Source organism: Streptomyces sp. BPTC-684 (assembly GCF_030028635.1).
GTDB classification, from domain to species: Bacteria; Actinomycetota; Actinomycetes; order Streptomycetales; family Streptomycetaceae; genus Streptomyces; species Streptomyces noboritoensis.
In genome coordinates this window covers 1,040,822-1,054,010 of sequence record NZ_CP124863.1, presented here as the reverse complement: position 1 = coordinate 1,054,010, position 13,189 = coordinate 1,040,822, and the positions used below count along the sequence as shown (strand labels likewise).

The window sequence follows — 13,189 nt, the reverse complement described above, 5'->3', positions numbered from 1 at the left end:
GGTCGGGGGCTCGTTGTCCACAGGACGGCGAGCCCCTTTCCGTATGTCTGAGACACTGGTGGGACCATGCCGAAGCCCGGAGAACTCACTTTCGTCGCCCCCCGCGGAGCCAAGAAGCCCCCGCGGCACCTCGCCGACCTCTCGCCCGCCGAGCGGAAAGAGGCTGTCGCCGCGATCGGCGAGAAGCCGTTCCGCGCCAAGCAGCTCTCGCAGCACTACTTCGCGCGGTACGCGCACGACCCGGCCCAGTGGACCGACATCCCCGCGGCCGCGCGCACCCGGCTCCAGGAGGAGCTGCTGCCGGACCTGATGTCGGTGGTGCGGCACATCTCGTGCGACGACGACACCACCCGCAAGACGCTGTGGCGGCTGCACGACGGGACGCTCGTCGAGTCGGTCCTGATGCGCTACCCCGACCGGGTGACCATGTGCATCTCCTCGCAGGCCGGCTGCGGCATGAACTGCCCGTTCTGCGCGACCGGCCAGGCGGGCCTGGACCGCAACCTGTCGACCGCCGAGATCGTGCACCAGATCGTCGACGGCATGCGCGCCCTGCGCGACGGCGAGGTCCCCGGCGGCCCGGCGCGCCTGTCGAACATCGTCTTCATGGGCATGGGCGAGCCGCTCGCCAACTACAAGCGGGTCGTCGGCGCCATCCGCCGCCTCACCGACCCCGAGCCCGACGGCCTGGGCCTGTCCCAGCGCGGCATCACCGTCTCCACCGTCGGTCTGGTCCCGGCCATGCACCGCTTCGCCGACGAGGGCTTCAAGTGCCGCCTCGCCGTGTCGCTGCACGCGCCGGACGACGAGCTGCGCGACACCCTGGTCCCGGTCAACACCCGCTGGAAGGTCCGCGAGGTCCTGGACGCGGCGTGGGAGTACGCGGAGAAGTCCGGCCGCCGCATCTCGATCGAGTACGCACTGATCCGCGACATCAACGACCAGGCCTGGCGCGGTGACCTGCTCGGCCGCCTCCTCAAGGGCAAGCGCGTCCACGTCAACCTGATCCCGCTGAACCCGACGCCGGGCTCGAAGTGGACCGCCTCGCGCCCCGAGGACGAGAAGGCGTTCGTCGAGGCCATCGCCGCCCACGGCGTGCCGGTCACCGTCCGGGACACCCGTGGCCAGGAGATCGACGGAGCGTGCGGACAGCTCGCCGCGTCCGAGAGGTAGTCTGGGCTCGAAATCTGCATATTCCGACAGGGGAGCGCCACAGCGCTGAGAGTGCGACACCGTCAGGTCGCAGACCCTCTGAACCTCGCCCAGGTCATTCTGGGTAGGAAGTTCGGTCACCACTCAAGCTGTTGCGCCCTGCTCGCCGCCGCCCGGCGAGCAGGGCCGCGTCTCTTCCTGGTCCCACCAGGAGGATCCAGAACCATGCGCAGTACGAAGAAGATGGCGGCCGGCGCGCTCGCCGCCGCCCTGGGCGTCAGTACGCTCGCCGCGTGCGGCGGCAAGGACGACACCGCCAAGTCCGACGGCGGCACCAAGTCCAAGACCGTCACGCTGGTCAGCCACGACTCGTTCGCCGCCTCCGACGCGGTGCTCAAGGAGTTCACCGCGCAGACCGGCTACACGGTCAAGGTCCTCAAGAGCGGCGACGCGGGCGCGGCCCTCAACCAGGAGATCCTCACCAAGGGCTCCCCGCGCGGCGACGTGTTCTTCGGCGTCGACAACACCCTGCTCTCGCGCGCCCTCGACAACGGGATCTTCACCCCGTACGAGGCGAAGGGCCTCGCCGCCGTCCCCGCGGCCGTCCAGCTCGACAAGGGCGAGCACCGGGTCACGCCGATCGACACCGGCGACATCTGCGTCAACTACGACAAGAAGTACTTCGCGGACAAGAAGCTCAGCCCGCCGAGCTCCTTCGCCGACCTGGTCAAGCCCGAGTACAAGAACCTGCTGGTCACCGAGAACGCGGCGACCTCCTCGCCGGGCCTCGGCTTCCTGCTCGGCACTGCCGCCCAGTACGGCGACGAGGGCTGGCAGGACTACTGGAAGAAGCTCAAGGGCAACGGCGTCAAGGTCGTCGACGGCTGGGAGCAGGCCTACAACCAGGACTTCTCCGGCTCGGCCGGCGGCAAGAAGGCCAAGGGCGACCGCCCGCTGGTCGTCTCCTACGCCTCCAGCCCGCCCGTCGAGGTCCTGTACGCCAAGCCGCAGCCCACCGAGGCCCCCACCGGCGTCGCCACCGGCACCTGCTTCCGCCAGACCGAGTTCGCGGGGCTCCTCAAGGGCGCCAAGAACGAGGCGGGCGGCAAGGTGCTCCTCGACTTCCTGGTCTCCAAGAAGTTCCAGGAGGACATGCCGCTCAACATGTTCGTGAACCCGGTGGTCAAGGGCGCCAAGCTGCCCGAGCTGTTCACCAAGTTCGGCGCCACGGTCACCGAGACGCACGACGTCGCTCCGGAGAAGATCTCCAAGAACCGTGAGCAGTGGGTCAAGACGTGGTCCTCGCTCGTGCTGAAGTAAGCCGCACGCCCCGCGCGAAGAAGGTGCGCGCGAACGCGGTGCGGCTCGGCCTGATGGCCCTGCCGCTCGCGTTCTTCGCGCTCTTCTTCGCCTGGCCCGTGGCCGCGATCGTCGGCCGCGGGCTGCGCGTCGACGGCGGCTGGCACCTCGGCCGGATCGGCGAGGTGATCACCGAGCCGGACATCGGGCACGTCCTGTGGTTCACCACCTGGCAGGCGCTCGCCTCCACCGCGCTCACGCTGCTGATCGCGCTGCCCGGCGCGTACGTCTTCGCGCGCTTCGACTTCCCCGGACGCCACCTGCTGCGGGCCGTGGTCACGGTCCCCTTCGTGCTGCCCACCGTCGTCGTCGGCACCGCGTTCCTCGCGCTGCTCGGTCGGGGCGGGCTGCTCGACGAGCTGTGGGGCGTACGGCTCGACACCACGGTGTGGGCGATCCTGCTCGCACACGTCTTCTTCAACTACGCGGTCGTCGTACGGACCGTCGGCGGCCTGTGGGCCCAGCTCGACCCGCGCCAGGAGGAGGCCGCCCGGGTCCTGGGCGCCTCCCGGTTCGCGGCGTGGCGCACGGTGACGCTGCCCGCGCTCGGGCCCGCCGTGGCGGCGGCCGCGCTGATGGTCTTCCTCTTCACCTTCACCTCCTTCGGCGTCGTCCAGATCCTCGGCGGCCCCACCTTCTCCACGCTCGAAGTGGAGATCTACCGCCAGACCGCCCAGCTCCTCGACCTGCCCACGGCGGCGGTCCTGACCATCGTCCAGTTCGCCGCGGTCGGCTCGGTCCTCGCCGTGCACGCCTGGACGGTACGGCGACGCGAGAGCGCCCTGAAGCTCGTCGACCCCGCGCAGACCGCCCGGCGCCCGCGCGGCGCGGGCCAGTGGACGCTGCTCGCCGGGGTGCTCGCGGTGATCGCCGTACTGATCCTGCTGCCGCTGGGCGTACTGATCGCCCGCTCCCTGGACACCCCCGACGGCTACGGCTTCGGCTACTTCCGCTCCCTCCAGTCGGTGGGCGCGGGCGGAACGTTTCTGGTGCCGCCGCTGGAGGCGGTGTGGAACTCCGTGCAGTACGCGCTGGCCGCGACCGGGATCGCGCTGGTCATCGGCGGCCTGGCGGCCGCGGCGCTCACCCGGCGCGGAGGCCGCCTGGTCAGAGGCTTCGACGCACTCCTGATGCTGCCGCTCGGGGTCTCCGCCGTCACCGTCGGCTTCGGCTTCCTGATCACCCTGGACCGGCCGCCGCTGGACCTGCGCACCTCCTGGATCCTGGTGCCGCTGGCCCAGGCGCTGGTGGGGGTGCCGTTCGTCGTACGGACCATGCTTCCCGTACTCCGCGCGGTCGACGGGCGGCTGCGCGAGGCGGCCGCGGTGCTCGGCGCGTCCCCGCTTCGCGTGTGGCGGGAGGTGGACCTGCCGCTGGTGCGGCGGGCGCTGCTGATCGCGGCGGGGTTCGCGTTCGCGGTCTCGCTCGGCGAGTTCGGCGCGACCGTCTTCATCGCCCGCCCCGACCGCCCCACCCTGCCGGTCGCGGTGGCCCGCCTGCTCGGCCGGGCCGGGGACCTCAACTACGGCCAGGCGATGGCGCTCAGCACGATCCTGATGGTGGTGTGCGCGGTGTCCCTGCTCCTCCTCGAACGCCTTCGTACGGACCGGACCGGAGAATTCTGATGCTCAAGCTCGACGGGGTGACGGTCCGGTTCGGCGAGCGGGCCGCGCTCGACGCGGTCGACCTGGAGGTCGCCGAGCACGAGACGGTGTGTGTGCTCGGGCCCAGCGGCAGCGGCAAGTCCACGCTGCTGCGGGTGGTGGCGGGGCTCCAGCCGGTCGACGCGGGGCGGGTGCTGCTCGGGGGCGCGGACCAGGCTGCGGTGCCGGTGCACCGGCGCGGGCTTGGCCTGATGTTCCAGGACCACCAGCTGTTCCCGCAGCGGGACGTGGCCGGGAACGTGTCCTTCGGCCTGCGCATGCGCGGCGTGCCGCGCGGTCAACAGGCCCGGCGGGTCGAGGAGTTGCTGGAGCTGGTGGGGCTGCCCGGGGCGGGGCGGCGGGCGGTCGCGGCGCTCTCCGGCGGCGAGCAGCAGCGCGTCGCGCTCGCCCGCGCGCTGGCGCCGTCGCCGCGGCTGCTGATGCTGGACGAGCCGCTGGGGCAGCTGGACCGTACGCTGCGGGAGCGGTTGGTGGTCGAACTGCGTGCTCTGTTCGGCCGGTTGGGTACGACCGTGCTGGCCGTCACGCACGACCAGGGCGAGGCGTTCGCGCTCGCCGACCGGGTCGTGGTGATGCGGGACGGCCGCATCGCGCAGACCGGTACGCCGCTGGAGGTCTGGCAGCGGCCGGCCTCCGAGTTCGTGGCGCGCTTCCTCGGCTTCGAGAACGTGGTGGCGGCGACGGTGTCGGGGGCCGTGGCTTCCACGGAGTGGGGTGAGGTGCCGGTGCCGGCGGGCTCGGCGCAGGGGCCTGGCCGTGTTCTCGTCCGCCCGGCGGGGATCCGGCTGCTTCCGCCCGGCGAGGGTCTGCCCTGCGAGGTCTCGGCCCGTACGTTCCGGGGCAACCACGTGGCCCTGCGCCTGCGGCCCCGGTCCGGGCCGGTCCTGGAGGCGGAGTGCGGGTTGCGGGGCGCGCCGGGGGTGGGGGATTTGGTGGGGGTGGGGTTCGTGGGGGCGGAGGTAGTGGTCCTGGCGGGTTGAGCCCCCACCCCGCCCCTTCCCCAAAGCCCTCGGCCGGGCGGCCTGTTTCTTGGCTGCGGGTGCGTTGTGGCTGGTCGCGCAGTTCCCCGCGCCCCTAGTGGGCGCCCTGAAGGGGCGCATTTAAGGGGCGAGGGGAACTGCGCGACCAGCCACAGACGGTCCGCAGACGAAAGTCACCCCCGGAGGGTCTCGGGAAGGGGCGGGGTGGGGGAAGCATCCCGGTCGGCAGCGGCGGGTGCCGCATCCGGCTCCGCCCCGAACCAAGCCACCCCCACCGCCCCCGCCACCGCCAGCACGAACCCCAGCCCCGCCATCCACCCGAGGCCCGCCCGGGACGCGTCGCCCAGCCACAGGACGCCGATCGCGCCCGGCAGGACCGTCTCCCCGACCACCAGCGCCGCCGTCGCCCCGTTGACCGAGCCGATCTGCAGCGCCACCGTGTGCAGGTACATCCCGCCGACCCCGGCCACCAGGATCGCGTACAGGGCGGGGTCCGAGAGCAGGCGGCCGAGGTCGAAGGGGTCCACGCCGTTCAGGACCCGCACCCCGACCCCCAGCGCGCCGAAGCCGAGCCCCGACAGCAGGCCCGCCAGGATCGCGGCGCGGGCGCCGAGGAGCCGTACCGCCACCGCGCCGCCCGCCATCAGCAGCACCGACACCACCAGCAGCCACCAGTGCGTGGCGAGGGACGTGTGCCCGCTGCCCTCCGCGCCCGCCGCCGTCGCAAGCAGCACCAGGGCCGAGCAGACCACCGCGATCGAGCCCCACTCCGCGCGGCTCAGCCGGATCCCGAGCAGCTTCACGCTCAGGACCGCCGTGATCACCAGGTTCGCGCTGATCACCGTTTGAGACAGAAACAGCGGAAGCAACCGCGCCGCCAGCGCGCCTAGCCCGAAGCCGACGAAGTCGAGCACCGTGCCCACCATGAATTCCCACGTCATCGCCGCCTTCGCGGTGGACGACAGGCTCGGGCCGCCGTGCTGGGTGCGGGCCGTCGCGGCCGCCTCGCGGCGCGCGGACTTGCGGGATCCGACGGCTTGCAGGACCGAGCCCGTGCCGTAGCAGATCGAGGCCGCGATCGCGGTGAGTAGGCCGAGCAGCACCAAAAGCTCCGTTCCGAGGGATCAAGCATCGAGCAGGAGCACGAGGGGGCTCCTCAGCAGCAGACGTGCGCAGACCGCCTCGCGTTGCCTGGTGTGATCTACGCGTCGCCGCTCACGCCGACAGGCGCGCCAGCTCCGCCGCCGCCTCGTCCACCGAGTCCACCAGCGCGATCCGCGCCGCCATCGGGCGGCCCTCCGCCAGCGCCCGGAGCAGCGGCCACGCGGGCAGCCGCTCCGTCCAGTGCGCGCGGTCGACCAGCACCATGGGCGTGCGCTCGCCGCGCGACCCGTAGTAGTTCGGGGTCGCGTTGTCGAAGATCTCCTGTACGGTCCCGGCCGCGCCCGGCAGGAACACCACGCCCGCGTTGGAGCGGGCCAGCAGCCCGTCCTCGCGGGTCGCGTTGGCGAAGTACTTGGCGATGTGGCTGGCGAACGCGTTCGGCGGCTCGTGGCCGTAGAACCAGGTGGGGATGCCGACCGACACACCGCCCTGGCGATGGCGCCCCCGTACCTCGAAGGCCGCCCGCGCCCAGTCCGAGACGGACGGCGCGAACGACGGCGCCTTGGCGAGCAGTTCCAGCGCCTCGCCGAGCACGGCGTCCGCGAACGGCGCCGCGTACGCGCCCAGGTTCGCGGCCTCCATCGCGCCCGGCCCGCCCCCGGTGGCGACGGTGAACCCGGCCCGGGCCAGGGTGCGCCCCAGCCGGGCCGCCCCGGCGTACGCCTCACCGCCCCGGCCCATCGCGTGCCCGCCCATCACGCCCACCACCCGCGCCCCGGCCAGGAACTCGTCGAGCGCGTCCGAGACCGAGTCGTCGTGGATCGAGCGGAGCATCGACGCGAAGACGTCGCCGTCCGACTTGGTGCGCTGGAACCAGGCGTACGAGCGGGCGTCGGGCGTGCGCTCGTAGCCGGCGTCGAGGTCCTCGAACAGCTCGTCGGGGGTGTAGAGCAGACCGCGGTACGGGTCGAAGGGCAGATCGGGGACGGGCGGGAAGACCAGTGCCCCGTCGGCGCGCACCTTGGCGGTGGCGTCCGGCTCCATCCGGCAGCCGAGGAAGACGGCGCCCGCGGTGTCGGCGGACAGGAGCGCGAACGTACGGTCCGTCAGATCGAGGGACTGCAGGCGGTATCCGACCAGCGTCCCGCCCGCGACGACCTCGTCGAACTCGGCGACGGACTCGATCTCCCGGTCGCGTGCCGCGCGAAGGCCTGCCGGGTGCCCCCGGCGACCCGCTTGTCCGGCTGGGGGTCCGGGGGTCGTCCCCCGGGAAGACGCAGTACTGGCCATCCGGCCACGATAGTCGTACGGGTGGGGGTCCCCTGCTCCTCAAGAGCTTGGGGGAGGGAGGCCCGGCCGGGGCTCAGCCGGTCAAAGGCAGTGCCGCGAGCTCGGCGATCCCCCAGGTCACCGGGCCGAACAGGGCCAGGAGCGCCGCCGCGCGCAGGGCGGCCGAGGCGCGCAGCAGCTTGGCCGGGGCGCCCAGGCGCAGCAGCGCCGCCGTCGTCTCGCCGCGGGCGTGCTTGGACTCCAGGGCCGCCGTCAGCAGCGTCGCCACCGAGCACCCCGTCACCAGCGCCGCGCCCAGGCCCGTGAGCGGGCCGAAGGGGTGCGGGCCCGCCTCGTCGCCGTACAGCGTGGCGGCCGCGATCGTGGCCGAGGCCACCGCGCACACCACGCCCAGCGGACGCCCGATGCGGCGGGCCTCCTCCATCAGGACGCGCCCCGCCAGCAGCCGGGCCGCCCCGGGGCGCGCGGTCTGGAGCAGCCGCCCGCACAGATGGGTCAGGGCCGGGCCCGCGACCGCCAGGCCCAGCGCGGTGAGGACCCAGCCGGCCAGCACCCCGGCGGGGCTGCTGTCGGGGTGGCCCGGCATGGGGATCGCGGAGCCCGGGGTGCCCCGGCTCGCGAACGTCTCCATCGCCAGGCCCGCCGTGATCAGGGTGATCCCCCAGGGCAGGCCCGCCGGGACGGACGCCGGGGGCCGCTCCGCACCGCTCGGCCGGGGTCGGGGCTGCTCCTTGCGCGGGCGCAGGGCGAGCCCGGCCGCCGCCGACGCGGTCAGCGGCAGCACCGAGAGCAGGGTGAGGGCGGCGGCCGGCGGAAGCGGCTGGTCGGCGGTGAGCAGAGAGGCCGCGGCCCCGTCGAAGGGCAGTCCGGTGATGTCTCCGCGCAGATGGAGGTAGACGAGCAGGGCGACCGTCGAGCCGAGCGTGCAGGCCACCGCCGTCGACGCCGCCGCGATCGCGGTGAGCCGCCCGGGGCCCAGGCCCACCGCGGAGAGCCCGGGGCGGGGGCGGGTGCTCGGGTCCGTACGGGCCACGGCGACCGCGAAGTGGACGGTCGCGGCGAGCGGCACCGCGCACCACAGCAGCCGCGGCACCGAGCCGCCGGGGTGCGCGACCGCGTGGCCCAGGGTGCACAGGAGCAGGAAGCCGACCCCCGCCGACGCAGCGGCCACCAGCAGGCGGCGCAGCAGGACCAGCGGGTGGGTGCCGCGGGCTAGACGGAGAGCGAGCACGCGGCGCGGCCCTCCGCGTCGGCGGCGCCGGCCTGCCCGGCCGCGGTGACCCGGCGCCCGTCCAGCAGCCACACCGCGCGGTCGGCGAGCGCCGCGACCTCCGCGTCATGGGTGGCCAGGACCGTGGTGATGGCGTGCGAGCGGGCCGCGGCCGTCAGGGTGCGCAGCACCTGGGCGCGGTCGGCGCGGTGCAGGGTGGCGGTCGGCTCGTCGGCGAAGAGCACCGCGGGGGAGGTGACCAGGGCGCGGGCGATCGCCACGCGCTGGCGCTGCGCGGTGAGCAGGGCGTGCGGGCGGCGGCGGGCGCAGGCGCCGATGTCGAGCCGCTCCAGCCACTCCAGGGCGGCCTTCTTGGCGGTGCGGTGCGAGATGCCGCGCAGCAGCAGCGGCAGCGCCGCGTTCTCCCAGGCGTTGAGCTCGGGCACCAGGGTCGGCTCCGGGTCGATCCAGCCGAACCGGTCCCGGCGCAGCCGCTCGCGGGAGAGCGCTCCCATGGTGTGGACGGGGGCGCTGTTGAACCACACCTCGCCCTGGTCGGGCACGAGCTGGCCGGACAGACAGCGCAGCAGGGTCGTCTTGCCGCTGCCGCGCGGGCCGCCGACGGCCAGGATCTCGCCCTCGCGGATCCCGAGGGAGACCCCCGTCAGGGCGGGCGAGCCGCCGTGGGAGTGGTGCAGGGAACGTCCCCAGAGCACATCGTTGTCCGGCGGGGCCACCATGGCGTACACCTCGGTTCAGATCAGATTTCCTACTCCCCGTACGGGGGAACGAAGGCAGGGCCGATCGGTCACTGGGCACCGTAGGGACTGATGCGCGCCGGTCCCGACAGCACGCGGCCCGGTGGCGCCCATCTCACTCGGATGGGCGCCACCGGGCCGGTGCGTTCAGACGAATCGCCAGGGACGGTCCGGGGACGGCTACAGCTTCGTCCAGGCCTCCGTCAGGACCTGGCGCAGGATGCCCTCGATCTCGTCGAAGGTCTCCTGGTTCGAGATCAGCGGCGGGGCCAGCTGGACCACCGGGTCGCCCCGGTCGTCGGCGCGGCAGTACAGGCCGTTGTCGTACAGCGCCTTGGAGAGGAAGCCGTACAGGACGCGCTCGGTCTCCTCGTCGTTGAAGGACTCCTTGGTGGCCTTGTCCTTGACGAGCTCGATGCCGTAGAAGAAGCCGTTGCCGCGGACGTCGCCGACGATCGGCAGGTCGTGGAGCTTCTTGAGGGTGTCGAAGAAGGCGCCCTCGTTGTCGAGCACGTGCTGGTTGAGGCCCTCGCGCTCGAAGATGTCGAGGTTGGCCAGGCCCACGGCCGCGGAGACCGGGTGGCCGCCGAAGGTGTAGCCGTGCAGGAAGGTGTTGTCGCCCTTGTAGAACGGCTCGGCGAGCTTGTCCGAGATGATGCAGGCGCCGATCGGGGAGTAGCCCGAGGTCATGCCCTTGGCGCAGGTGATCATGTCCGGTACGTAGTCGAACTTGTCGCAGGCGAACATCGTGCCCAGGCGGCCGAAGGCGCAGATGACCTCGTCGGAGACGAGCAGCACGTCGTACTTGTCGCAGATCTCGCGCACGCGCTGGAAGTAGCCGGGCGGCGGCGGGAAGCAGCCGCCCGCGTTCTGCACGGGCTCCAGGAAGACCGCGGCGACCGTGTCGGGGCCCTCGAAGAGGATCTCCTGCTCGATCTGGTCGGCGGCCCAGCGGCCGAAGGCCTCGGGGTCGTCGCCGTGGATCGGGGCGCGGTAGATGTTGGTGTTCGGCACCTTGTGCGCGCCGGGGACCAGCGGCTCGAAGGGGGCCTTGAGGGCGGGCAGACCGGTGATGGACAGGGCGCCCTGCGGGGTGCCGTGGTAGGCGACCGCACGCGAGATGACCTTGTACTTCGTGTGGTTGCCGGTGAGCTTGTGGTACTGCTTCGCCAGCTTCCACGCGGTCTCGACGGCCTCGCCGCCGCCGGTGGTGAAGAAGACCTTGTTGAGGTCGCCCGGCGCGTAGTGGGCGAGACGCTCCGCCAGCTCCACGGCCTTGGGGTGGGCGTAGGACCACACCGGGAAGAAGGCCAGCTCCTGCGCCTGCTTGTAGGCGGTCTCGGCGAGCTCGTGGCGGCCGTGGCCGGCGTTGACGACGAACAGGCCGGAGAGACCGTCGAGGTACTTCTTGCCCTTGTCGTCGTAGATGTAGGTGCCCTCGCCCCGCACGATGGTGGGAACGGGCGCGTTCTCGTACGACGACATGCGGGTGAAGTGCATCCACAGGTGGTCGTAGGCGGTCTGGCTCAGGTCCTTGCTCACGGCTATCGGGTTCCCCACATATAGGTCTGCTTCTTCAACTTGAGGTAGACGAAGCTCTCGGTGGAGCGCACGCCGGGGAGGGCGCGGATCCGCTTGTTGATGACGTCCAGCAGGTGGTCGTCGTCCTCGCAGACGACCTCCACCATCAGGTCGAAGGAGCCCGCGGTCATCACCACGTACTCGCACTCGGCCATGGCCGTGAGCGCCTCCGCGACCGGGTCGAGGTCGCCCTCGACGTTGATGCCGACCATCGCCTGGCGCCGGAACCCCACGGTGAGGGGGTCGGTGACGGCGACGATCTGCATCACGCCCTGGTCGAGCAGCTTCTGCACGCGCTGCCGCACGGCCGCCTCGGACAGGCCCACGGCCTTGCCGATCGCTGCGTACGGGCGGCGCCCGTCTTCCTGGAGCTGCTCGATGATCGCCAGGGACACGGCATCGATCGACGGGGCCGATCCGTTCCCGGTCCTGGGTTCTGCGCTTCTACTGGCCACGGAGCCACTGTGCACCCGACTCGTCTGTCCCGCAACCCCAAAGCGATGAAATTCGTTGTTCCGTGACCTCTCAAGCACTGAATCCGAAGTTCCCGGGCGGCGGGTCTGTCGAAAGCGACACTGGACCGACTAGGGTGGGCTGTCTCACCCATCGGACATCGGACCGGGAGGCAGGACCCAAAGTGACCACCGAACTGCGACGGCTGCGCACGCTACGCAACTACATTGCCGGAGAGTTCCGGGACGCCGCCGACGGGCGGACCATCGAGGTGGTCAACCCGGCCACGGGCGAGGCGTACGCCACCTCGCCGCTCTCCGGCCAGGCGGACGTCGACGCCGCCATGGCCGCCGCCGCCGCGGCCTTCCCGGCCTGGCGCGACACCACCCCGGCCGAGCGCCAGCGGGTCCTGCTGAAGATCGCGGATGCTTTTGAGGAGCGCGCCGAGGAGCTGATCGCGGCCGAGTCGGAGAACACCGGCAAGCCGCTCGCGCTCACCGCCAGCGAAGAGATCCCGCCGATGGTGGACCAGATCCGCTTCTTCGCGGGCGCCGCCCGGCTGCTCGAAGGCCGCTCGGCCGGCGAGTACATGGAGGGCATGACCTCGATCGTCCGCCGCGAGCCGGTGGGCGTGTGCGCGCAGGTCGCGCCGTGGAACTACCCGATGATGATGGCCGTGTGGAAGTTCGCCCCGGCGCTCGCCGCGGGCAACACGGTCGTCCTCAAGCCCTCGGACACCACCCCCGCCTCCACCGTCCTGATCGCCGAGATCATCGGCGCGATCGTCCCCAAGGGCGTCTTCAACGTCATCTGCGGCGACCGCGACACCGGCCGCGCGATGGTCGAGCACCCCACCCCCGCGATGGCCTCCATCACCGGTTCCGTACGGGCCGGCATGCAGGTCGCCGAGTCGGCGGCCAAGGACGTCAAGCGCGTCCACCTGGAGCTCGGCGGCAAGGCCCCGGTCGTCGTCTTCGAGGACGCCGACATCGCCAAGGCCGTCGAGGACATCGCGGTGGCGGGCTACTTCAACGCGGGCCAGGACTGTACGGCCGCGACCCGCGTGCTCGTCCACGAGTCCATCCACGACGAGTTCGTGACCGCGCTCGCCAAGGCCGCCGCCGACACCAAGACGGGGCAGCCGGACGACGAGGACGTGCTGTACGGCCCGCTCAACAACGCCAACCAGCTCAAGCAGGTCACCGGCTTCATCGACCGCCTCCCGGCGCACGCCAAGGTCGAGGCGGGCGGCCACCGGGTCGGCGACAAGGGCTACTTCTACGCCCCGACCGTCGTCTCCGGCCTCAAGCAGGACGACGAGATCATCCAGAACGAGGTCTTCGGCCCGGTCATCACGGTCCAGTCCTTCACCGACGAGGAGCAGGCCCTCGAATACGCCAACGGCGTCGAGTACGCCCTGGCCTCCTCGGTCTGGACGAAGGACCACGCCCGCGCGATGCGCATGTCCAAGTACCTGGACTTCGGCTGCGTCTGGATCAACACGCACATCCCGCTGGTCGCGGAGATGCCGCACGGCGGCTTCAAGAAGTCCGGCTACGGCAAGGACCTCTCGGCGTACGGCTTCGAGGACTACACCCGCATCAAGCACGTGATGACGTCGTACGGGGCCTGATCCCC

General features: G+C 72.0%; 11 protein-coding genes and 1 riboswitch. Of the genes, 5 read left to right on the top strand and 6 right to left on the bottom strand.

The annotated features are described in order from the left end of the window. The first annotated feature begins 66 nt into the window (after positions 1-66). From rlmN to QIY60_RS04530, 4 genes are all read left to right on the top strand, one after another. Positions 67-1,173, top strand: a complete 1,107-nt coding sequence (rlmN, locus tag QIY60_RS04545) for a 23S rRNA (adenine(2503)-C(2))-methyltransferase RlmN (protein WP_101390413.1) — start codon at positions 67-69, stop codon at positions 1,171-1,173. 18 nt (positions 1,174-1,191) lie between these two features. Next, positions 1,192-1,301, top strand: a riboswitch (TPP riboswitch). A gap of 76 nt (positions 1,302-1,377) precedes the next feature. Continuing rightward, positions 1,378-2,472 carry a thiamine ABC transporter substrate-binding protein gene (locus QIY60_RS04540; protein WP_283141258.1) on the top strand — a complete coding sequence of 365 codons (1,095 nt, stop codon included), beginning with the start codon at positions 1,378-1,380 and terminating at the stop codon, positions 2,470-2,472. 53 nt (positions 2,473-2,525) lie between these two features. After that, the gene (locus QIY60_RS04535; RefSeq protein ID WP_283145816.1) at positions 2,526-4,136 is read left to right on the top strand and encodes an iron ABC transporter permease; all 1,611 of its coding nucleotides are present in this window, start codon (positions 2,526-2,528) and stop codon (positions 4,134-4,136) included. After that, positions 4,136-5,155 (top strand): ABC transporter ATP-binding protein, encoded by a 1,020-nt coding sequence (locus QIY60_RS04530; protein WP_283141257.1) that lies wholly within the window; start codon positions 4,136-4,138, stop codon positions 5,153-5,155. Before QIY60_RS04535 ends, QIY60_RS04530 begins: the two co-directional genes overlap by 1 nt. Before the next feature lie 173 nt (positions 5,156-5,328). On the opposite strand, the gene QIY60_RS04525 is transcribed toward QIY60_RS04530, so the two are convergent. The 6 genes from QIY60_RS04525 to QIY60_RS04500 form a co-directional block, all read right to left on the bottom strand. Further along, on the bottom strand, positions 5,329-6,258 hold the full coding sequence (locus QIY60_RS04525; RefSeq protein ID WP_283141256.1) for a hypothetical protein: 930 nt from the start codon (positions 6,256-6,258) through the stop codon (positions 5,329-5,331). A gap of 112 nt (positions 6,259-6,370) precedes the next feature. Beyond that, positions 6,371-7,549, bottom strand: a complete 1,179-nt coding sequence (locus tag QIY60_RS04520) for an LOG family protein (RefSeq protein WP_283141255.1) — start codon at positions 7,547-7,549, stop codon at positions 6,371-6,373. Positions 7,550-7,622: 73 nt separating this feature from the next. Further along, positions 7,623-8,780 carry a hypothetical protein gene (locus tag QIY60_RS04515; RefSeq protein WP_283141254.1) on the bottom strand — a complete coding sequence of 386 codons (1,158 nt, stop codon included), beginning with the start codon at positions 8,778-8,780 and terminating at the stop codon, positions 7,623-7,625. Beyond that, entirely contained in the window at positions 8,762-9,499 is a 738-nt protein-coding gene (locus QIY60_RS04510; protein ID WP_283141253.1) for an ATP-binding cassette domain-containing protein, read from the bottom strand. The genes QIY60_RS04515 and QIY60_RS04510 overlap by 19 nt, the downstream gene beginning before the upstream one ends. Before the next feature lie 198 nt (positions 9,500-9,697). Next, a complete protein-coding gene (locus tag QIY60_RS04505; RefSeq protein WP_283141252.1) occupies positions 9,698-11,077 on the bottom strand; it encodes an aspartate aminotransferase family protein in 1,380 nt (459 codons plus the stop codon). Continuing rightward, a complete protein-coding gene (locus tag QIY60_RS04500) occupies positions 11,062-11,553 on the bottom strand; it encodes an Lrp/AsnC family transcriptional regulator (protein WP_283141251.1) in 492 nt (163 codons plus the stop codon). The genes QIY60_RS04505 and QIY60_RS04500 overlap by 16 nt, the downstream gene beginning before the upstream one ends. A gap of 182 nt (positions 11,554-11,735) precedes the next feature. On the opposite strand from QIY60_RS04500, the gene QIY60_RS04495 reads away from it, so the two are divergent. Continuing rightward, positions 11,736-13,184, top strand: coding sequence for a gamma-aminobutyraldehyde dehydrogenase (locus tag QIY60_RS04495; protein ID WP_283141250.1), 1,449 nt, complete (start codon positions 11,736-11,738; stop codon positions 13,182-13,184). Positions 13,185-13,189 lie beyond the last annotated feature (5 nt).